Source organism: Marichromatium gracile (genome assembly GCF_004343155.1).
GTDB classification, from domain to species: Bacteria; Pseudomonadota; Gammaproteobacteria; order Chromatiales; family Chromatiaceae; genus Marichromatium; species Marichromatium gracile.
In genome coordinates this window covers 1-18,876 of the sequence record NZ_SMDC01000011.1, presented here as the reverse complement: position 1 = coordinate 18,876, position 18,876 = coordinate 1, and the positions used below count along the sequence as shown (strand labels likewise).

At 68.2% G+C, this 18,876-nt stretch carries 18 protein-coding genes; 5 read left to right on the top strand and 13 right to left on the bottom strand.

Translation table 11 applies throughout. From position 1 onward, the window contains the following. The first annotated feature begins 90 nt into the window (after positions 1-90). Positions 91-627 carry a DUF2062 domain-containing protein gene (locus EDC29_RS13805; RefSeq protein ID WP_123139882.1) on the top strand — a complete coding sequence of 179 codons (537 nt, stop codon included), beginning with the start codon at positions 91-93 and terminating at the stop codon, positions 625-627. On the opposite strand, the gene lolD is transcribed toward EDC29_RS13805, so the two are convergent. Continuing rightward, positions 564-1,280, bottom strand: coding sequence for a lipoprotein-releasing ABC transporter ATP-binding protein LolD (lolD, locus tag EDC29_RS13800; protein WP_123139883.1), 717 nt, complete (start codon positions 1,278-1,280; stop codon positions 564-566). The genes EDC29_RS13805 and lolD overlap by 64 nt on opposite strands. Then, on the bottom strand, positions 1,273-2,523 hold the full coding sequence (locus EDC29_RS13795) for a lipoprotein-releasing ABC transporter permease subunit (protein WP_132230367.1): 1,251 nt from the start codon (positions 2,521-2,523) through the stop codon (positions 1,273-1,275). Before EDC29_RS13795 ends, lolD begins: the two co-directional genes overlap by 8 nt. A 504-nt stretch (positions 2,524-3,027) precedes the next feature. Here EDC29_RS13795 and EDC29_RS13790 point away from each other — a divergent pair. After that, positions 3,028-4,086 carry an agmatine deiminase family protein gene (locus EDC29_RS13790; protein WP_132230431.1) on the top strand — a complete coding sequence of 353 codons (1,059 nt, stop codon included), beginning with the start codon at positions 3,028-3,030 and terminating at the stop codon, positions 4,084-4,086. A 10-nt stretch (positions 4,087-4,096) separates the two neighbouring features. Here EDC29_RS13790 and EDC29_RS13785 read toward each other — a convergent pair whose 3' ends face one another. Next, on the bottom strand, positions 4,097-4,720 hold the full coding sequence (locus EDC29_RS13785) for a putative molybdenum carrier protein (protein WP_223806068.1): 624 nt from the start codon (positions 4,718-4,720) through the stop codon (positions 4,097-4,099). Between the two features lie 93 nt (positions 4,721-4,813). On the opposite strand from EDC29_RS13785, the gene EDC29_RS13780 reads away from it, so the two are divergent. Continuing rightward, positions 4,814-5,203 (top strand): VOC family protein, encoded by a 390-nt coding sequence (locus EDC29_RS13780; RefSeq protein ID WP_123139885.1) that lies wholly within the window; start codon positions 4,814-4,816, stop codon positions 5,201-5,203. On the opposite strand, the gene EDC29_RS13775 is transcribed toward EDC29_RS13780, so the two are convergent. Genes EDC29_RS13775 through cmoA form a run of 3 tightly spaced genes read right to left on the bottom strand, consistent with a single transcriptional unit; the run spans position 5,161 to position 7,603 of the window. After that, a complete protein-coding gene (locus EDC29_RS13775) occupies positions 5,161-5,850 on the bottom strand; it encodes a helix-turn-helix domain-containing protein (RefSeq protein ID WP_165913534.1) in 690 nt (229 codons plus the stop codon). The genes EDC29_RS13780 and EDC29_RS13775 overlap by 43 nt on opposite strands. Before the next feature lie 50 nt (positions 5,851-5,900). Continuing rightward, complete coding sequence (cmoB, locus tag EDC29_RS13770) at positions 5,901-6,881, bottom strand: tRNA 5-methoxyuridine(34)/uridine 5-oxyacetic acid(34) synthase CmoB (RefSeq protein ID WP_132230363.1); 981 nt, start codon at positions 6,879-6,881, stop codon at positions 5,901-5,903. Beyond that, on the bottom strand, positions 6,872-7,603 hold the full coding sequence (gene cmoA / locus EDC29_RS13765; RefSeq protein ID WP_132230361.1) for a carboxy-S-adenosyl-L-methionine synthase CmoA: 732 nt from the start codon (positions 7,601-7,603) through the stop codon (positions 6,872-6,874). Before cmoA ends, cmoB begins: the two co-directional genes overlap by 10 nt. Positions 7,604-7,721: 118 nt before the next feature. On the opposite strand from cmoA, the gene ppk1 reads away from it, so the two are divergent. Both ppk1 and EDC29_RS13755 read left to right on the top strand, forming a co-directional pair. Then, complete coding sequence (gene ppk1, locus EDC29_RS13760; protein WP_132230359.1) at positions 7,722-9,953, top strand: polyphosphate kinase 1; 2,232 nt, start codon at positions 7,722-7,724, stop codon at positions 9,951-9,953. Between the two features lie 135 nt (positions 9,954-10,088). After that, positions 10,089-11,792 (top strand): FAD-dependent oxidoreductase, encoded by a 1,704-nt coding sequence (locus EDC29_RS13755; RefSeq protein ID WP_132230357.1) that lies wholly within the window; start codon positions 10,089-10,091, stop codon positions 11,790-11,792. A 302-nt stretch (positions 11,793-12,094) separates the two neighbouring features. Here the strand turns inward: EDC29_RS13755 and EDC29_RS13750 are convergent, their stop codons facing one another. The 7 genes from EDC29_RS13750 to EDC29_RS13720 all read right to left on the bottom strand — a co-directional run bounded on the left by EDC29_RS13750 (position 12,095) and on the right by EDC29_RS13720 (position 18,624). Then, complete coding sequence (locus EDC29_RS13750) at positions 12,095-12,382, bottom strand: encapsulin-associated ferritin-like protein (protein WP_123139891.1); 288 nt, start codon at positions 12,380-12,382, stop codon at positions 12,095-12,097. Positions 12,383-12,547: 165 nt separating this feature from the next. Further along, positions 12,548-13,303 carry a phosphate signaling complex protein PhoU gene (gene phoU / locus EDC29_RS13745; RefSeq protein ID WP_132230355.1) on the bottom strand — a complete coding sequence of 252 codons (756 nt, stop codon included), beginning with the start codon at positions 13,301-13,303 and terminating at the stop codon, positions 12,548-12,550. Between the two features lie 97 nt (positions 13,304-13,400). Continuing rightward, a complete protein-coding gene (gene pstB / locus EDC29_RS13740; RefSeq protein ID WP_062274156.1) occupies positions 13,401-14,264 on the bottom strand; it encodes a phosphate ABC transporter ATP-binding protein PstB in 864 nt (287 codons plus the stop codon). 42 nt (positions 14,265-14,306) lie between these two features. Continuing rightward, on the bottom strand, positions 14,307-15,614 hold the full coding sequence (gene pstA / locus EDC29_RS13735; RefSeq protein ID WP_132230353.1) for a phosphate ABC transporter permease PstA: 1,308 nt from the start codon (positions 15,612-15,614) through the stop codon (positions 14,307-14,309). Beyond that, on the bottom strand, positions 15,607-16,998 hold the full coding sequence (pstC, locus tag EDC29_RS13730) for a phosphate ABC transporter permease subunit PstC (protein ID WP_132230351.1): 1,392 nt from the start codon (positions 16,996-16,998) through the stop codon (positions 15,607-15,609). Before pstC ends, pstA begins: the two co-directional genes overlap by 8 nt. Before the next feature lie 97 nt (positions 16,999-17,095). Next, positions 17,096-18,133: a PstS family phosphate ABC transporter substrate-binding protein gene (locus EDC29_RS13725; RefSeq protein WP_132230349.1), complete on the bottom strand. Its 1,038-nt coding sequence runs from the start codon at positions 18,131-18,133 to the stop codon at positions 17,096-17,098. A 98-nt stretch (positions 18,134-18,231) separates the two neighbouring features. Next, entirely contained in the window at positions 18,232-18,624 is a 393-nt protein-coding gene (locus EDC29_RS13720) for a hypothetical protein (RefSeq protein WP_123142364.1), read from the bottom strand. Between the last annotated feature and the right edge of the window lie 252 nt (positions 18,625-18,876).

The following is an 18,876-nucleotide window of genomic DNA, read 5'->3' as shown; positions in this document are numbered from 1 at the left end:
CCACGCCACCCGTCTGGCCTATACTTGGCGCCTGCGTCGGCACCTGAGACCAGTCGGACTCTCCGTGTGAAGAAATCGCTGAAACGGGTCATGCCGGACCCCCGGAAGATCCTGGAAAATCGGCAGCTCGGTATCTTCGGAAAGCTACTGCAGGATCCCAACCTCTGGCATCTCAACCGACGTTCGGTCTCGGGCGCCGTCGCGGTCGGCCTGTTCGTGATGTACCTGCCGCCGCTCGGTCATCTGTTCATGGCAGCGGGGCTGGCGATCGCCACCCGGGTCAACCTGCCAATCTCGCTGACCCTGATCTGGATCTCCAACCCGATCACCATCCCGCCGATGTTCTACGGCGCCTATGCGCTCGGCTGCTGGCTGCTCGACCAGCCGGTGGTCGGCTTCGACATGCACTTCTGGATCGACTGGCGCAACTGGCTGGCGGTACTCGCGCCGCTGCTGCTCGGCTCGCTGGTCTGCGCCACGCTGTGCTCGGTGAGTGGTTATTTCGCCATCCAGACGCTGTGGCGCTGGAAGCTGATACGCGAGATCCAGCGTCGACGTGCCCGCTACCGGGCAGCGACCTCCGCCGCTGCCGGGACCAGCGCGCCCTCGTCGAGCCGCCAGCGCTGATCCATCCGCGCGGCGAGTTCGGGGTCGTGGGTGACGATCACCAGCGCGGTGCCGATGTCGCGGTTGAGTTCGAGCATCAGCTCGTAGACGGCGGCGGCGGTGTTGCGGTCAAGGTTCCCGGTCGGCTCGTCGGCAAGCAGACAATCGGGCTCGGTGACCAGGGCGCGGGCCACCGCCGCGCGCTGACGCTCGCCGCCGGAGAGTTCGGCCGGACGATGGGCGCCACGATGCGCCAGCCCGACCTGGGCAAGCAGGTTGAGCGCGCGCTCGCGCGCCAGGCGCGGGCGCATGCCACCGATCAGCAGCGGCATGGCGACGTTCTCGAGCGCGGTGAACTCGGGCAACAGGTGGTGGAACTGGTAGACGAAGCCGAGATGACGGTTGCGCAATCGCCCCACCCGCGCCTCGGAGAGCCCGACGATGTCCTGACCGCGCCAGCACACCCGACCGGCGCTCGGCCGGTCGAGTCCGCCGAGACACTGCAGCAGGGTGCTCTTGCCCGAGCCCGAGGCGCCGACGATGGCCACCCGCTCACCGGCGCCGACGCGGAAGTCGACCCCGCGCAGCACCTCGATCTCGGCGGGTCCCTGGCGGAAGGTCTTGGTCAGGGCGGCGGTCTCGAGCACCGCCTCCGGTGTCCGTGGATCACTCATAGCGCAGCGCCTCCGCCGGGTCGGTCCGTGCCGCGCGCCAGGCCGGATAGAGGGTGGCCAGCACCGACATCGCGAAGGCCGCGCCGCCCACCCGCAGCACGTCGACGAGCTGAACGTCCGAGGGCAGCGCGCTGATGTAGTAGATCGAGGGATCGAGGAAGTGCACCCCGAACACGCCCTCGATCCAGGCCACCACCGGCTCGACGTTGAGCGCCAGCACCACACCGGCGACCACCCCGACCAGGGTGCCGATCAATCCGATCGCGGTGCCCTGCACCATGAACACCCCCATCACCCGCGCCGGCGAGGCACCGAGGGTGCGCAGCACCGCGATATCGGACTGCTTGTCGGTGACCACCATCACCAGGGTCGAGACGATGTTGAAGGCGGCCACGGCGACGATCAGAAAGAGGATGATGCTCATCATCCGTTTCTCCATCGCCAGCGCGCTGAAGAAGTTGCTGTGCACCTGGGTCCAGTCGACGACGCGATAGGCGCCGCCGAGATCGTAGGCGATCTCGCGCACCAGCCGCGGCGCGGCCCACATGTCGGTGAGCTTGAGTCGCACCCCGGAGACGTTGTCGCCGAGTCCGAGCAGGCGCGCGCCGTCACGCATGTGGATGAAGGCGGCGTTGCGATCGTAGTCGGCCATCCCCACCGAGAACACCCCGCTCACCGTGAAGCGCTTGAGCCGCGGCATCACCCCGGCCGGGGTGGCGCTCACCTGCGGGGTGACCACGGTGACCTTGTCGCCCGGCGCGACCCCCAGATAACCGGCGAGATCGCGCCCGAGGACGATATTGAACGCACCGTCGACGAGGTCGTCGACCGAGCCCGAGACCATGTCACGACGCAGCTCGGCGACCTGATCCTCCTCGCGCGGCAGGATCCCCCGCACCATCGCCCCGCTCACCCGCGAGCCGTTGGCGAGCATCCCCTGGACCTCGACGAAGGGTGCGGCGCCGACCACATCGGGATGCGCGCGCACCTGCTCGAGCAGCGGCTGCCAATCGCCGAGGCCGCCACCGAAGGGATCGCTCAGGGTCGCATGCGAGGCCATGCCGAGGATGCGCTGCTGGATCTCCTTGTGGAAGCCGTTCATCACCGACAGCACCACGATCAGGGCGATGATGCCGAGCGCGATGCCCACCATCGAGATCCCCGAGATGAAGGAGATGAAGTGGTTGCGACGGCGCGCACGCGTGTAGCGCAGACCGATGTAGAGTGACAGGGGATGAAACATGGGGATGGATTAAACCACAAAGCCCGCGACGACGTAGGAACAGCAGCGGCCAGCGGCCAGCGGCCAGCGGCCAGCGGCCAGCGGCCAGCGGCCAGCGGCCAGCGGCCAGCGGCCAGCGGCCAGAAGATTGAACCGCAAAGCCGCAAAGGACGCAAAGGAGAGAAGAGCTTCCAGCCATCAGCCTCCAGCCGCCAGTGGCTGCCTGTCTTCGAGTGTTGGTCGGAAACGCACGCCAACCGGTCGCTGACAGCGAATGGGGAGTGGCGCTATCGTCGAGGCCGACCATCCACTGGCGGCTGGCCGCTGATGGCTGGCAGCTTGAATCCCTTCGCGCCCTTTGCGGCTTTGCGGTTCAAACTTCCCGCGGCTGGCGGCTGGCGGCTGGCGAGCCGGGATTTACAAGCGGGCGTCGAATCCACACAATCTTTGCAAACACCGGCCGCACCGGATCACGTGCCACAGCGGCCCTCTCGCCCGTCGCCGGGAGTGCGCGACGCGGCATCGCTGAACACAGCCGAGACACCGACCATGCGCCGACTGCCTGCTGAATGGGAACCCCAGAGCGGGGTCATGCTCACCTGGCCTCACGACGAGACCGACTGGGTGGATCAACTCACGGCGGTCGAGACGCTCTATGCGGAGCTGGCGGCGCGGATCAGTGCCTTCGAGCCGGTGCTGATCGTCTGTCGCGACCCGGACCACGCCACCGCCGTGCGCGCCCGCTGCGAGCAGGCCGGCGCCGAGACCGAGCGGCTGCGCCTGGCCACCGCGCCGAGCAACGACACCTGGGCGCGCGATCACGGCCCGATCACCGTGATCACCGGGCGCGGCCGCCCCTTGCTGCTCGACTTCCGCTTCAACGGCTGGGGCGGCAAGTACCCCGCCGGACTCGACAACCGCATCACCCGCGCGGTCGCCGACCAGGGCACCTTCGGCGACTGCGAGCTGGAGAAGTGCGAGCTGGTGGTCGAGGGCGGCGCGCTCGAGACCGACGGCCGGGGCACCCTGCTCGCCGTCAGCCGCACCCTGCTCGACCCCCACCGCAACCCCGACCACCAGCGCGCCGACATCGAACAGGCGCTGGCGATCCGGCTCGGCATCCGTCATTTCCTCTGGCTCGAGCACGGCGCGATCAGCGGCGACGACACCGACGGTCACATCGACACCCTGGTGCGCTTCTGCGCCCCCGATACCCTCTGCTACGCGCGCAGCAACGACCCCGAGGACATCGACTACCCCGAACTCTCCGCCATGGAGCGCGAACTCCAGGCACTGCGCGACCCCGAGGGCCACCCCTACCGGTTGGTGCCGCTGCCGAGCCCGCGCCCGGTCTACGACGAGGACGACGAGCGACTGCCCGCCGGCTACGCCAATTTCCTGGTGATCAACGGCGCGGTGCTGGTCCCGGTCTACGATGATCCGGCCGATGCCGAGGCGCTGGCCGTGCTCGGCGAGTGCTTCCCCGACCGCGAGGTGATCCCGATCGACGCCCGCCCGCTGATCCGCCAGGGCGGCAGCCTGCACTGCATCACCATGCAACTGCCCGAGGGCGTGTTCGACTGATTGCCCGACCTCAGCGCCCGGCGGCATGCTCGAGGGCTGTGCGCCAGGCGGCGAACAGGTCCGCGAGCCAGGCCCGGGCCGCGCACTCGATGCCGGGCGCACCGGACTCGCGCGGCCCGGCGCAGTTGAGCACCCGCACCCCCTCGCCCACCAACCAGTCGAGCACCGGCGCGATCGCCGGCTCGCCCTCCAGGTCACACACCAGCAGCGCCCGTCCCTGCTCGCGCGCCAGCCGCAGCGTCAGCGCGGTGCCGCCGCTCGGCGCGCCGCGACAAAGGATCAGGGTCGCGTCGCTGTCGCGCACGTTCCAGGCGGTGCGCTCGGGATAGTCCGCGCTCGGGGTCTCGCGCAGCGGATAACGCGCGGCGATCACGCCGTCCTCGGCGCGGCGCCCGCGCGGACACCAGCCACCGCAGCTCAGCCCCAACGCCAGCGCGGCATCGAGCGCGGCGCGATCGACCCCGCTCTGGCCGCCGGAGACCACCCGGGGCGCGGCGGCGAGCGCCTGGACCAGCTCGCGATCGCGCCGCGCGAAATAGCTGTCCTCCTCGCCCTGCTCCTTGCGCCTGAGTTGTTCGGGGAAACGGCTCATCGGCACCACCTCGATCGGGAACACCTCAAGGATTCGCGCCAAGTGTCGACAGGAACCTTGGCGCATTCGTTCAAGCCTGGACACCCCACACGATGATCCACTGACCGCTCCATCGTCACCAGGGAGATCGCCACCATGCGCTTTGCATACACCATCCTCTACGTCGAGGACGTCGCCCGCAGCCTCGCCTTCTTCCACGACGCCTTCGGGTTCGACTCCGGCTTCGTCGACGAGGGCGGCGACTATGGCGAACTCGACACCGGCGAAACCCGGCTCGCCTTCTCCTCGCGGGCACTGATGCGCCAGCTCGGCAAGATGCCGGGCACCCCGGAGCCGAACGCGCCGGTGTTCGAGATCGCCATCGAGACCACCGACGTCGCCGCGACCCTGGAGCGCGCGTGCACCGCCGGGGCCGTGGTGGTCCAGGAACCGCGAGAGGAGTCCTGGGGGCAGACGACGGCCTATGTCCGGACCCCCGACGGCTATCTGGTCGAACTCTGCTCGCCGGTCGCCATGCCGTCGTAGCCCGGCTGCCCGAGTTGCCAACGCAGCTCGGGGGCACGCGCCAGCCGTGCCGGCGAGAGCCCGAACCAGCGACGACACGCCCGGCTCAGATGCGCCTGGTCGGCAAACCCGGCGCACAACGCCACCTCGGCCAGCGGCCGCTCGCCGTCGAGCATCCGCCCGGCGCGGCGGATGCGCGCGAGCTGATGCCAGAAGACCGGCGGGCGGCCACTGCGCTCGCCGACGAGCCGCTGCAGGCTGCGCAGGCTCAGGCCGCACTGCCGCGCGCTCTGGGCGAGCGGACGCGGCGCATCGGCGAGACAGGCGAGCGCATCGGCGAGCGCGGGATCGCGGCACGCATGCGCCGCGAGCGCCGCCTCCACCGCCATGCGATCGGCGGGGTCGCGTCCGGCCACCGCACCGAGCAAGGCGCCCTGATCGAGCCGGACATCGGGATGCAGTCGATAGCCGACCATGCGCGTCTCGGCACATATCAGACGCGGCAGGTGTGCGCGATCGAACAGCGGCGTCACCATCCAGCGCGGCGCGAACCCTCGCGCCTGGACGCAGATCAGGTCGCGACACCCGTCCGGCAGTACCGCCATCGGGACACCGTGAGCAGCGAAATCATGACGCCACTGCGCCGTCACCACCTCGGGGATCGACATCCTCGTCCTCCATGAGAACCAACGACCCCAGCGGGCCGAAGGCAGCATCGTCAAGCGGCGCGGCGCGCCACCAGCACCGCGCGCACCGGCGCCGGGTGGCCCTCCCGGGTCAGGGTCGGGTCGTCCGGGTCGAGTTGGTCCGGGAGCGACTGGAAGTGCATCCAGTCGGTGGCGCGCTGCTCCTCGATCGTGGTCGGACTGACGTCGGCGACGCGGATGTGGTCGAAGCCACAGCGCGCCACCCACACCCGCAGCGCGGCCACCGTGGGGATGAACCAGACGTTGCGCATCGCCGCATAGCGCCCCGGCGGCACCAGCACCTGCTGATCCTCCCCTTCGAGCACCAGGGTCTCGAGCACCAGCTCGCCCCCCGGACGCAGCAGCCGGCGCAGATCGACCAGGTGATCGATCGGCGAGCGACGATGGTAGAGCACCCCCATCGAGAACAGGGTGTCGAAACCGGTCAGGTGCGCGGGCAGGTGCTCGATGCCGAGCGGCAGCACGCTCAGCCGCTCGCTGCCGAGATAGCGGTTGATCGCCTGGAACTGCATCACGAACAGCTGGGTGGGGTCGATCCCCAGCACCAGCCGGGCACCGGCGCCGAGCATCCGCCAGCCGTGATAACCGTTGCCGCAACCGACATCGAGCACCAGCCGCCCCTCGAGCGGCGAGATGGCATCGACCAGCCGATCCCACTTCCAGTCCGAGCGCCACTCGGTGTCGATGTGCAGACCGTGCAGGCTGTAGGGGCCCTTGCGCCACGGATGAAGGGCCATCAACGCCTCGCGCAGTGCGGCGCGCTGCTCGGGCATGAGGGTCGCGCCATCGAGCCCGACGCGGGCGGCGTCCAGCAGCGTCTCGCCCGGCGGCAGCTCGGGGAGTTGCGCCAGCGCCGCCTCCCAGCGCGGCAGATCGCCGTGGGCAGCGCGCCCGAGACGCTGCGCGACCCGCTCGGCCAGCGCAGTGCGCCAGGGCGCCAGCGGGGTCTCGGCGAGATGATCGAGAAAGGGGGCGAAGGGGGTCAGGTCCATGCGGCCCAGGCGACGAAGTTGAGATGTTGATAGAGTCGGGTGACGCGGGTGAAGCCGACCTCGCGCAAGCGCTGCTCGTGGATCTCGGCGCGTTCCGGCACCAGCACCCGCTCGAGCGCGGCACGCTTGCCGGCGATCGCCAGCTCGCTGTAGCCGTTGGCGCGCTTGAAGTCCTCGTGCAGTGCGGTGACGAAGGCGGCCTCGGCGGCATCGTCGAGGCGCACCTTCTCGGCCAGCACCAGCACCCCGCCCGGGACCATCCCGGCACGGATACGCGCGAGCAGCCCGGCACGCTCCTCTGGCGGCAGGAACTGCAGGGTGAGGTTGAGCGCCACCACCGAGGCGTCGACGATCTCGACCTCGCGCACGTCGGCACAGCACACCCTGACCCGCTCGCCCCCGGGCACCTCGGCGAGCCGGCGCGCGAGTCCGTCGACCATCGCTTGGGCATTGTCGACGGCGACGATCCCGACCCCGGACGGGGTACGGGCGAGCATCGCCAGACTGACCGCGCCGAGCGAACAGCCGAGGTCGTAGCAACGGGTGCCGGGCCGCGCCACGCGCCGCGCCACCAGCCCGCAGAGCGCGACCAGATCGGCATAGCCGGGCACCGAGCGGCGCACCATGTCGGGGAAGACACGGGCGACATCGGCATTGAATTCAAAGGGAGCGACCGGCATCTCTGCGCGGTCGAAGAGGTCGTCGGGATCGCTGTGCTGCATGGCGCGATTGTATACCCGAATGTCGGCGCAGGGGGCTGTAACCCAACGGTCATGGACTTTCGCGATAAAATGGGGGATTGGATTCCATGATTCACGTCGCATCGCCAGGGAACACGCAATGAGCACCAGCGCAGATCCGCAGGCCGTCGAGGCCGAGATCCCGATCGAGACGATCGGCGAGCCGCCACCGGCGATCCACGAAGAGGTCGATCTCGACGATCCCGCCCTGTATCTCAATCGCGAGTTCACCTGGCTGTCGTTCAACCGCCGGGTGCTGCACGAGGCCGAGGACCCACGTACCCCGCTGCTCGAGCGCGTCAAGTTCCTGGCAATTGCCAGCAACAACCTCGACGAGTTCTTCATGAAGCGCATCGGCGGGCTCAAGCAGCAGATCGCCGCCGGTGTACACACCCCCAGCATCGACGGGCGCACCCCGAGCGAGCAGCTGCGGGAGTGTCAGGCGGCGGTGCGCGCCTTCGAGGCAGACATCAAGCGCATCCACGACACCCTGATGACGGAGCTGGCCGGACACGACATCCGCATCGTGCGTTACGACGCGCTCGCCGCGGACACCCGCGAGCGGCTTCGCGAACACTTCCGCGCCAACATCTTCCCGATGCTCACGCCGCTGGCGGTGGACCCGGCCCACCCCTTCCCGTTCATCTCCAACCTCACCCTCAACCTGCTGGTGACGCTGCGCTTCCCCGGCGGCGGCGAGGTCTACATGGCGCGGGTCAAGGTGCCGGTGAACAAGGACGTCTCCAAGCGACTGATCGCGATCGACGCCAGCACCACCTTCGTCACCCTCGAAGACCTCATCGTCAACAACCTCGACATGCTCTTCCCGGGCATGGAGATCGACTCCTGCGCGCTGTTCCGGGTCACTCGCAACGCCATCGTCGAGCCCGACGCCGAGGCCGCCAACGACCTGCTGGAGATGATCGAGACCGAGCTGCGCGAGCGTCACTTCGCCCCCATCGTGCGGCTCGAGATCGACCCCGGCATGCAACCGATCCAGCGCGGCATGCTCGCCGCCGAGCTGGGGCTCGACGAGGTCGCCGACGTCTTCGAGATCGAGGGCATGATGGCGCTGCGCGACCTCTTCGAGATCGCCGCGCTCGACCGCCCCGAACTCCACGATCGCCCGCACCGTCCGGTCGACCACCCGCTGCTCGCCAACGACCGGCGCAACATCTTCCACATCATCCGCGAGAACGGGCCGATCCTGCTCCAGCACCCCTATCAGCCCTTCAGCACCTCGGTCGAGCGCTTCCTGCGCACCGCCGCCGAGGACCCCAAGGTGCTGGCGATCAAGATGACCCTCTATCGCACCTCCGCCGGGGCCATCCTCGACTCGCTGATCAAGGCCGCGCGCAACGGCAAGCAGGTGGCGGTGCTGGTCGAGCTCAAGGCACGCTTCGACGAGGCGGCCAACATCCAGTGGGCACGCCGGCTCGAGGGCGAGGGCATCCACGTCAACTATGGCGTCATGGGACTCAAGACCCACAGCAAGCTGATCTTCGTGGTGCGTCGCGACTACTCGCAGCTGCGTCGCTACTACCATGTCGGCACCGGCAACTATCACCCCGGCACCGCCAAGCTCTATACCGATCTGGGCATGCTCGGCTGTGACGAGGAGATCGGTCAGGATCTCACCGAGCTGTTCAACTATCTCACCGGCTACTCGCCACCGCCGAGCTACCGCAAGATCCTCGCCGCGCCCTATACCCTCAAGCGCGTGCTCGTCGACAAGATCAACCGCGAGATCCGCCACCACCAGCGTGCCGGCAACGGGCTGATCCAGATGAAGATGAACGCGCTGGAAGACCCCGAGATCACCCGCGCACTCTACAAGGCCAGCCGCGCCGGGGTGCAGGTCGACCTGATCATCCGCGACACCTGCCGCTTCCGTCCCGGACTGCCGGGCGTCAGCGCGCGCGCGCGGGTGGTCTCGATCGTCGGGCGTTTTCTCGAACACGCGCGCATCATCTACTTCCACAACGACGGCGAGGAGGAGTACTTCATCGGCTCGGCCGACATGATGCGCCGCAACCTCGACAGCCGGGTCGAGGTCCACGCCCCGGTCGACGACCCCGAGCTGCGCCAGGAGCTGCGGCTGATCCTCGACGTCCAACTCGCCGACTCGCGCACCGCCTGGGACATGGACGCCAACGGCAACTACACCCAGCGCACGCCACCCGACGACAACACCAAGGGGGCGCAGGAGATCCTCGCCGGGGTCGCCGAGAAGCGCCTCGCCGCCGCCGCCAAGCACAAGGAGAAGAAGGTGCGCTCACGCCTGCTCAGTCACTTCCAGTGGCGACTCAGGGACAAGAATCTGATGACCTGAGTCAGCCCGCCGCCGGGTCAGCGGGAACCGATTGCGATTCGTCACGTCGATCCCGGTGACCTGCGGGCACACTCCCCCGCCTCTCGCGCACCGACGCGAACGCGTTCCACCACCTACCTTCCGAAGGATCCGACAATGCCCTCGCAACCGCTCAAGATCGTGGTCATCGGCGGCTCGGCCGCCGGCCCCAAGGCCGCGGCCAAGGCCCGCCGTCTCGACGAGCACGCCGCCATCACCCTGATCCAGAAGGAGGCCGACCTGTCGATGGCCTCCTGCGGCTTCCCCTACTATGTCGGCGGGGTCTTCGACGACCGCAACCAGCTCATCTGCACCCCGGCGGGCATCGTCCGCGATCCCAACTTCTTCCAGAAGGCCAAGGCGATCGAGGCGCTGGTCGAGACCGAGGCGACGCACATCGACCGCGCCGCCAAGACCGTCACCTGCACCCACCTGCCGAGCGGCGAGAGCCGCACCCTCTCCTACGACCGGCTGGTGATCGCCACCGGCGCCACCCCGCTGCGCCCGCCGGTGCCGGGGACCGAGCTCGAGGGCATCCACACCCTGCAGTCGCTCGGTGACGCCGATGCGCTGCGCGCCATCCGCGATGCCGGCAAGGTGCGCAAGGCGGTGATCGTCGGCGGCGGGCTGATCGGCTTCGAGGTGTGCGAGGCGTTGCACCTGGCCGGGATCCAGACCACGGTGATCGAGAAGACCGACTCGATCCTGCCCTTCCTCGATCGCCAGCTCGCCCACCTGGTCGAGAACGAGGTGCGCCGCCAGGGCGCCGATATCATCACCGGCAATGGCGTGGCCGCCTTCCTCGGCGAGGACGGCAAGCTCGCCGGGGTCAAGCTCGACAACGGCACCGAGCTGCCCTGCGAGCTGGCGGTGGTCGCCGTCGGGGTACGCCCCAACGTCGCCCTGGCCGAGGCCGCGGGACTGGAGATCGGCGCGCTCGGCGGCATCAGGGTCAACGAGCGGATGCAGACCTCCGACCCCGACATCTACGCCGCCGGCGACTGTGTCGAGTGCCGTTCGCTGATCACCGGCGAGGCGGTGCGCGCGCCCTACGGCGACCTGGCCAACCTCCAGGGTCGGGTGATCGGCCAGAACCTGATCGAGCCCGACAGCGCCCGCTTCCCCGGCATCACCCACACCGGTATCTGCAAGGTGTTCGACTACACCATCGGCTTTACCGGACTCAACGCCGAGCAGGCCCGCGCCAGTGGCATCAACGACATCGAGACGGTGACCATCTCCGGGCTCGACATCCCCGGCTACATGGGCGGCAAGGTGCTGATCAGCCAGATGGTGGCCGAGCGCGCCAGCGGTCGCATCCTCGGCTTCCAGTGCATCGGTCCGGGGGATGCGAGCAAGCGCGTGGCGACCGTGGCGATGGCCATCCGCGGCGGACTCGGTATCGAGGAGCTGGCCAACGCCGACCTGCCCTATGCCCCGCCCTACTCGCTCGCGCTCGATCATGTGATCGTCTCGGCACACGTGCTCGAGAACAAGCTCAAGGGGCTCATGCAGGGGCTCTCGGCCGCCGAACTCAAGCAGCGTGTCGACAGCGGTGCCGAGTGCTTCATCATCGACACCCGCACCCCGCAGGAGTACGAGGAGGAGCGCCTCGGCATCGGCGAGCACCTGATCCCGGTCGGCGCGCTGCGCTCACGGCTCGACGAGCTGCCCGCGGACAAGTCGCAGGAGATCATCCTCTACTGCAAGGTCTCGATGCGTGGCTATGAGGCCGCCGCGGCGCTCAAGGCCAACGGCTTCCGCAACGTCAAGGTGCTCGAGGGCGGTATCCTCGCCTGGCCCTATCCGCGCGAGAAGTAGCGCGCAGCCGTCAAGCCGTCAGCCGTCAGCCGTCAGCCGTCAGCCGTCAATCGAGGGTAGGCGCGCAGATGGCGCGCTGACGGCGGTGCTGGCGCCACCGGCAACGGGCGAGCACAGACCCGGCCCGCCTTCGCTCGCGACCTCTTCATGTCGGTGGAGATGGCCCCGGGACACGCCCGATGCCAGCGCAAGGGCGAATATGAAGACGCCCCTGGCGTGATCGCCAGGGGCGTCTTCATTGAACCAGTCGGCACCAAGGCGCCTCGCCGGCTCGATCCTCCCGACCACTGGCCGGGACCGGATCAGTGGTGGGCGATCTGCTTCTCGGTGAACAGATAGTCCTTGAGTTCCTTGTCGAAGGTCGGATCGCGGCGACGGATCCACTCCAGCACCATGGCCGCGTGCTCCTTCTCCTCGTCGCGATTGTGGGCAAGGATCGCCCGCAGCTCGTCGTCCTTGCAGGCGTCGACACGCTGGTTGTACCAGTCGACCGCCTCCAGCTCCTCCATCAGCGAGACGATGGCCCGGTGCATGTCGCGGGTCTCGTCGCTCAGCTCATCGATGGGCTCGTGATAGCCTTCACTCGACATGAATGCTTACTCCCCTGTTTCGCAGTGAGTGCAGTGGTCGGACGGCGCGTCGACACCGCCGGCGCGTCCCGGCCCGCCCACCATTGTCTGGGTGGCAGATGGCAAAAACAATGGTGTCACTGAGCAAAACCGACATCGCCTGATCCGGCACAATCAGGCGGCCTGCTACAGCATCCGATGACGCAAGGTCTCGATCAGGATCTCGCGATTGCGAAAGCGCACGTCCTGACCCTCGGCGACATAGATCACCTGCTCGGCAACGTTGGCGGCATGGTTGCCGATACGTTCGAGCGCGTGGGCGCAGGTGAGCACGCAGACGGTCTGGCGCGCGCTCAACCCCTCCTGCCCCTCGTCGCCGAGCAGCGCGCGCACCGCGTGCGAGGCCTCGTAGAGCGCCGGCTCGCGCTCGAAGACATCGAGCGCAACGCGCACATCGAAGCGAGCAACCCCATTGATACTGTGCTCGAACATGCAGCAGGCGCAGGCGTCGAGCGCGCCCAGCGCCTCGCGCAGCCTGGCGCTGAGCAGCTCCTCACCACGCCCGAGGGCATCGAGTTCGATCGTCTGACGGGCGATGCGGGCGGCCTTGTCGCCGGCGCGCTCGACGTCACCGGCGATCTTCGAGAGCGCCAGCACGATACGCAGATCGATCGCCGTGGGCTGACGCCGCGCGATCACCCGGAACACCTCCTCGTCGGCGTCGAGCGCGAGGAAGTCGATCTGCGGCTCGCGGTCGAGCACCCGGAACGCCTGACTCCCCTCGTGCGAGACCAGCGCCGAGACCGCCCCCTGGATCTGCTCGACCACGTGCTCGCCCATCTCGAGGATGATGCCGCGCAGCTTGGCCAGCTCCTGGTCATAGCGGCTGACGGTATGGCCGCGGGCGAGGTCCGCGGGGGCCTGGGTGGTCGGCTCTGTCATCTGGGGCCTCATGGTGGTGCGAGCGGACGGGGGAAGCGATCCCGGCGCCCACGCGGACACCGGGGCGAGGGGCTGGATGCGTCCCTGCCCTGCCGGATCAGCCGAAGCGCCCGGTGATGTAGTCCTCGGTCAAGCGGTGCTGGGGGTTGGTGAAGATCTGATTGGTCTCGCCGACCTCGATCAGGTCGCCGAGGTGGAAGTAGGCGGTGCGCTGGGAGACGCGCGCGGCCTGCTGCATCGAGTGGGTGACGATGGCGATCGAGTAGTTGGCGCGCAGCTCGTCGATCAGCTCCTCGATGATCGCCGTGGCGATGGGGTCGAGCGCCGAGCAGGGCTCGTCCATCAGGATCACCTCGGGGGAGACGGCGATGGTGCGGGCGATGCACAGACGCTGCTGCTGACCGCCGGAGAGCCCGGTGCCGGGGGCATCGAGCCGGTCCTTGACCTCGTCCCACAGCCCGGCCTTGCGCAGACTGGTCTCGACCAGGGCATCGAGTTCGGTCTTGTTGTTGGTCAGGCCGTGGATGCGCGGCCCGTAGGCGACGTTCTCGTAGATCGACTTGGGAAATGGGTTGGGCTTCTGAAAGACCATGCCGACGCGCGCGCGCAGCGGCACCGGGTCGAGCGCGCGATCGTAGATCTCCTCACCGTCGAGCTGGATCGAGCCGCTGACCCGACAGCCGTCGATGGTGTCGTTCATGCGGTTGAGACAGCGCAGGAAGGTCGACTTGCCGCAACCCGAGGGACCGATCATCGAGAGCACCTCGTTGCGTCCCAGGTCGAGGCTGACGCCGTGGATGGCACGCTTGTCACCGTACCACACCTCGACGTCGCGACAGCGCATGCGCGCATCGGGCACGCTGTAATCGCCGACGGTCTCGCGCGATTCTTGCGAGCGCGCCAGCTCGCCCGAGCGCATCGCGGTGGTGCTCCGTTGGATCTCTTCTACCGTGGTAATCATAGCGGGTCTAGCCTCGGGGAAAACTCAGGACAGGGCACCGGCTCACCAGCGCCGCTCGAACCGGCGACGCAGCAACACCGCGGCGAGGTTCATCAGGATCAGGAAGGCGAGCAGCACCATGATCGCGGCCGAGGTGCGCTCGACGAAGCCGCGCTCCGGGCTGTCGGCCCAGAGGAAGATCTGCACCGGCAGCACGGTCGCCGGATCGGTGAACCCGGCGGGCACGTCGACGATGAAGGCGATCATGCCGATCATCAGCAGCGGCGCGGTCTCGCCGAGCGCCTGGGCCATACCGATGATGGCGCCGGTGAGCATGCCCGGCAGCGCCAGCGGCAGCACGTGATGGAACTGGGTCTGCAGCGGCGAGGCACCGACGCCGAGCGCGGCCTCGCGGATCGAGGGCGGCACCGACTTCAGCGCCGCGCGGCTGGAGATGATGATCGTCGGCAGGGTCATCAGGGTCAGCACCAGCGCCGCCACCAGCGGGGTCGAGCGCGGCACCCCGAAGATGCCGATGAACACCGCCAACCCGAGCAGACCGAAGACGATCGAGGGCACCGCCGCGAGGTTGTTGATGTTGACCTCGATCACATCGGTCCAGCGGTTCTTCGGCGCGAACTCCTCGAGATAGATGGCCGCGCCCACGCCGATCGGGAAGGACAGCAGCAGCGTCAACGCCAGGGTGTAGAAGGACCCGGCAAGCGCCCCGGCGATGCCGGCAAGCTCGGGCTCGCGCGAGGTGCCATTGGTGAAGAAGATGGTGTTGAAGCGCTTGGCGATGCGCCCCTCGGCCTCCAGCCGCTCGATCCAGCCGAGGGTGCGATCCTTGACCCGACGCTCGGACTCGGGCAGGTCGCGATCGATATAGCCCTTGACCACCATGTCGATGTCGTCGTCGGCGAGCAGCCAGACCTCGGCGGTGGTGCCGATCAGCGCCGGATCGGCGAGTACCCGGTCACGCAGCAGCTGCGGCGCGCCGACGCTCACCATCTGATAGAGCGCGCGCTTGTCGCGCCGGGCCGTGACCTCGGGGAAGTGCTCGCGCAGCGCAGCGCGGATGATGCCGAGATAGTTGGCGCGGGCGATGACCTCGGCCGAGCCGCTGCCCTCGGGGTCGATCTGCGCGCGCTCGAGCGCGACCGGCAGCTTGATATAGGTCTGCTGGAAGGCGGTATGGCCCTTGGCGATGATGTCGGTGAACAGCAGCGCCACGAACAGCAGGCCCAGGGCCACCGCCGCAGCGCCGAGACGACGGAAGCGGCGCTCCTTGGCGCGGCGACGCTTGAGGCTGGTGTTGACGGCATCGATGGTGCGCTGGTTCGGCGCGCTCGCCGGGGTCTGATCAGTCATATTGCTCACGGTATTTGCGCACGATGTGAAGGGCGACGACGTTGAGCACCAGGGTCACGGCGAACAGCGTCAGACCGAGGGCGAAGGCAGCAAGCGTCTTGGCGCTGTCGAACTCCTGGTCGCCGGTGAGCAGGGTGACGATCTGCACCGTGACCGTGGTGACGCTGTCGAGCGGATTGGCGGTGAGATTGGCTGCCAGCCCCGCGGCCATCACCACGATCATGGTCTCGCCGATGGCGCGCGAGACGGCGAGCAGGACGCCGCCGACGATGCCCGGCAGCGCCGCCGGGATGATCACCCGCTTGATGGTCTCGGACTCGGTCGCGCCGAGCGCGTAGGAGCCGTCGCGCAGCGACTGCGGCACCGCGTTGATCACGTCTTCGGAGAGCGAGGAGACGAAGGGGATGATCATCACCCCCATCACCAACCCGGCGGCGAGCGCGCTCTCGGAGGCGACATCGAGCCCGACCGACTGGCCCAGCTCGCGGATGAAGGGGGCGACGGTGAGCGCGGCGAAGAAGCCGTAGACCACCGTGGGAATCCCGGCCAGCACCTCCAGCACCGGCTTGGCCACGGCGCGCAGACGTCGTGGCGCGTATTCGGAGAGATAGATCGCCGAGAGCAGTCCGATGGGGACGGCGACCAGCATGGCGATCGCCGAGACCATCAGCGTCCCGGTGAACAGCGGCACCGCGCCGAAGGCCCCGCTGGCGCCGACCTGATCGGCACGCAGCGCCGTCTGCGGGCTCCACAGGGTGCCGAGGAAGAACTCCAGCGGCGAGACCATGGAGAAGAAGCGCAGCGACTCGAACAGCACCGAGAGCACGATCCCCAGGGTGGTGAGGATGGCAATCGAGGAGAACAACACCATGATCGCCATCACCATGGTCTCGACCTGGTTGCGCGCCTTGAACCCTGGATGCGTGCGTCCCCAGGCGACCCAGCCGCCGGTCAGCGCCAGGGCCAGCACCGCGGTCCACATCGACCACTGTCCCAGCTGGTCGAGTCGGGCGTACTGATCGGCGGCGGCCTGCAACTCCGGGGTGATCTCGGTCGAGAGCATCGCCCCCGAGGCGAGATTCCTGATGTCGTTGACCAGCAGCCCGAGCCGTCCCTCGGAGAGCCCGGCGGTCATCTCCTCGGGCAGCTGCGCCTGCAGCAGCATCAGCACCAGTTGGTCCTGCAGACCGACCCACAGCGCCAGCAGCAACAGCGCCGGCAGCCCCGCCCAGAGCGCGGCATAGAGACCGTAGTAGGCGGGCAGCGAATGCAGGCGGTGGACCTGCGACGGACCACCGGCGCCGATGACCGCGCGGCGACGTCCGAGATGATAGGCCGCGGTCATGACCGCGAGCAGCACGAGGAGAAGGATCCAGTCTTGCATTGGGTTCCCGGCAGGCTAGACGAACGACGATCAGCGCCCCGCGGGGCGCCGATTCAGGACGGGCGACCATCCCTGGTCGCGATGCTCAGGACTCGACTCAGGGCCGGGACATCGGCGCGAACGACTGAGCGGCGCTGGCAACCTCGGCGCGCATAGCGTCGGGCAGCGGGATCAGGCCCTTGTCGACCAGATAACCCTCGGGGCCCCAGGCCTGCTCGCCGGTGAACTCGGCGACGAACTCCTCGATGCCGGGAATGGTGCCGACGTGCGCGTTCTTGACGTAGAAAAAGAGCGAACGCGAGACCGGGTAGTCGCCATCGGCGATGCTCTCGAAGGTCGGCTCGACGCCGTCGACCTTGGAGCCCTGCACCTGGTCGGCGTTCTGGTCGAGGAAGCTGAAGCCGAAGATGCCGATCGCATCGGGGTTGGCGACCAGCTTCTGCACGATCAGGTTGTCGTTCTCGCCGGCCTCGACATAGGCGCCGTCCTCACGGATGCCGTGACAGACCGCCTTGTACTTGGACTTGTCCTCTTTCTTCATCGCCTTGATGAAGTCGTAGGTCTTGCAGCCGCCCTCCATCGCCAACTCGACGAAGGCGTCACGGGTCCCGGAGGTCGGGGGCGGACCCAGCACCTCGATGGCGACCTCGGGCAGATCCGGGTTGACCTCGTTCCAGGTCTGGTAGGGGTTGGGGATCAGCTCGCCGGCCTCGTTGGGCACGTCCTTGGCCAGGGCCAGCCAGATGTCGCGCAGCGACAGATCGAACTGATCGGCCTCGCGGGAGTTGGCCAGGGCGATACCGTCGTAGCCGATCTTGACCTCGGTGATGTCCTCGACGCCGGCCTCCTGGCAGCGCTCGAACTCAGAGGCCTTCATCCGCCGCGAGGCGTTGGTGATGTCGGGGTGATCGACGCCGACACCGGCGCAGAACAGCTTCAGCCCGCCCCCGGAACCGGTCGACTCGACCTTGGGGGTGGCAAAGTCGGTATTGCGACCGAAGGTCTCGGCCACCGCGGTCGAGAAGGGGAACACGGTCGAGGACCCGACGATATAGATGGAGTCGCGGGCCATGGCCTGTGACGACAGGGAGGCCGCGGCAAGGGTGACGGCCGCGGCGACGAGCGTCTTGTTCATGGAAAGCTCCCAGTGGGCGTTGAATGGCAGCGCCGTATTGTGGTCGGCGGCGATGCACGTTCCATGAACGCGATATGACCATTTCGTGACGACCGAACTCAGCCGTCAGATTGCTGACCCTTTTGAAGAGTGCGCAGCAGGCGCAGCGCGGCGTTGAAGAAGTCCTGTCTGGGATCGGCCTCGCAATAGGCCTGTACCCGCGCCAGCGCCGCATCCAGCGCGGCGCCATGCAGCACGTCACCGCCGGTGGCAAGGTTCAGCCCCGAGATCAGCCCGGCGAACCACTCGCGATAGTGCAGATACTCGGGGTCGGCCAGCGCCGTCGGTGCCGCTGCCCCGGGCGCCACCGCCAGGAACTCGCCACAGGGCTTGACCCCATAGCCCCAGAGCGCCGCCGAGGGCGCCTGCCCCCAGGCCGCCGAGGCCCCCAGCGCCAGGACCAACATCAAGACAATGGCACCCGAGGCGCCGGTACGGGATCGATCGTGCATGAGTTCGGTTTCCTTGTACGAGTGAACGAGCACCCGGCGCGGGACGCACCGGGCAAGGCCTGGATTGAAGCGCAAAGCGCCCCGCGAGGTGAAGGCATTCGACCAGCGACCAGCGGCCAGCGGCCAGCGGCCAGCGGCCAGCGGCCAGCGGCCAGGAGATTGAACCGCAAAGATACCGTCTTTCCCGTCAAGCCGCGGAAGCGTAATCGGGCTGGTAGGGACGACGGTTCTTGAACACGCCGAAACAGATGT

Bases quoted from the DNA above. Each gene is read 5' to 3' on its own strand.
- EDC29_RS13775 (WP_165913534.1), bottom strand. From the start codon at position 5,850: ATGTCGATCCCCGAGGTGGTGACGGCGCAGTGGCGTCATGATTTCGCT.
- pstC (WP_132230351.1), bottom strand. From the start codon at position 16,998: ATGCAAGACTGGATCCTTCTCCTCGTGCTGCTCGCGGTCATGACCGCG.
- cmoB (WP_132230363.1), bottom strand. From the start codon at position 6,881: ATGGACCTGACCCCCTTCGCCCCCTTTCTCGATCATCTCGCCGAGACC.
- EDC29_RS13780 (WP_123139885.1), top strand. From the start codon at position 4,814: ATGCGCTTTGCATACACCATCCTCTACGTCGAGGACGTCGCCCGCAGC.
- EDC29_RS13720 (WP_123142364.1), bottom strand. From the start codon at position 18,624: ATGCACGATCGATCCCGTACCGGCGCCTCGGGTGCCATTGTCTTGATG.
- EDC29_RS13755 (WP_132230357.1), top strand. From the start codon at position 10,089: ATGCCCTCGCAACCGCTCAAGATCGTGGTCATCGGCGGCTCGGCCGCC.
- ppk1 (WP_132230359.1), top strand. From the start codon at position 7,722: ATGAGCACCAGCGCAGATCCGCAGGCCGTCGAGGCCGAGATCCCGATC.
- pstB (WP_062274156.1), bottom strand. From the start codon at position 14,264: ATGATTACCACGGTAGAAGAGATCCAACGGAGCACCACCGCGATGCGC.
- EDC29_RS13750 (WP_123139891.1), bottom strand. From the start codon at position 12,382: ATGTCGAGTGAAGGCTATCACGAGCCCATCGATGAGCTGAGCGACGAG.
- phoU (WP_132230355.1), bottom strand. From the start codon at position 13,303: ATGACAGAGCCGACCACCCAGGCCCCCGCGGACCTCGCCCGCGGCCAT.
- EDC29_RS13795 (WP_132230367.1), bottom strand. From the start codon at position 2,523: ATGTTTCATCCCCTGTCACTCTACATCGGTCTGCGCTACACGCGTGCG.
- lolD (WP_123139883.1), bottom strand. From the start codon at position 1,280: ATGAGTGATCCACGGACACCGGAGGCGGTGCTCGAGACCGCCGCCCTG.
- pstA (WP_132230353.1), bottom strand. From the start codon at position 15,614: ATGACTGATCAGACCCCGGCGAGCGCGCCGAACCAGCGCACCATCGAT.
- cmoA (WP_132230361.1), bottom strand. From the start codon at position 7,603: ATGCAGCACAGCGATCCCGACGACCTCTTCGACCGCGCAGAGATGCCG.
- EDC29_RS13725 (WP_132230349.1), bottom strand. From the start codon at position 18,133: ATGAACAAGACGCTCGTCGCCGCGGCCGTCACCCTTGCCGCGGCCTCC.
- EDC29_RS13805 (WP_123139882.1), top strand. From the start codon at position 91: ATGCCGGACCCCCGGAAGATCCTGGAAAATCGGCAGCTCGGTATCTTC.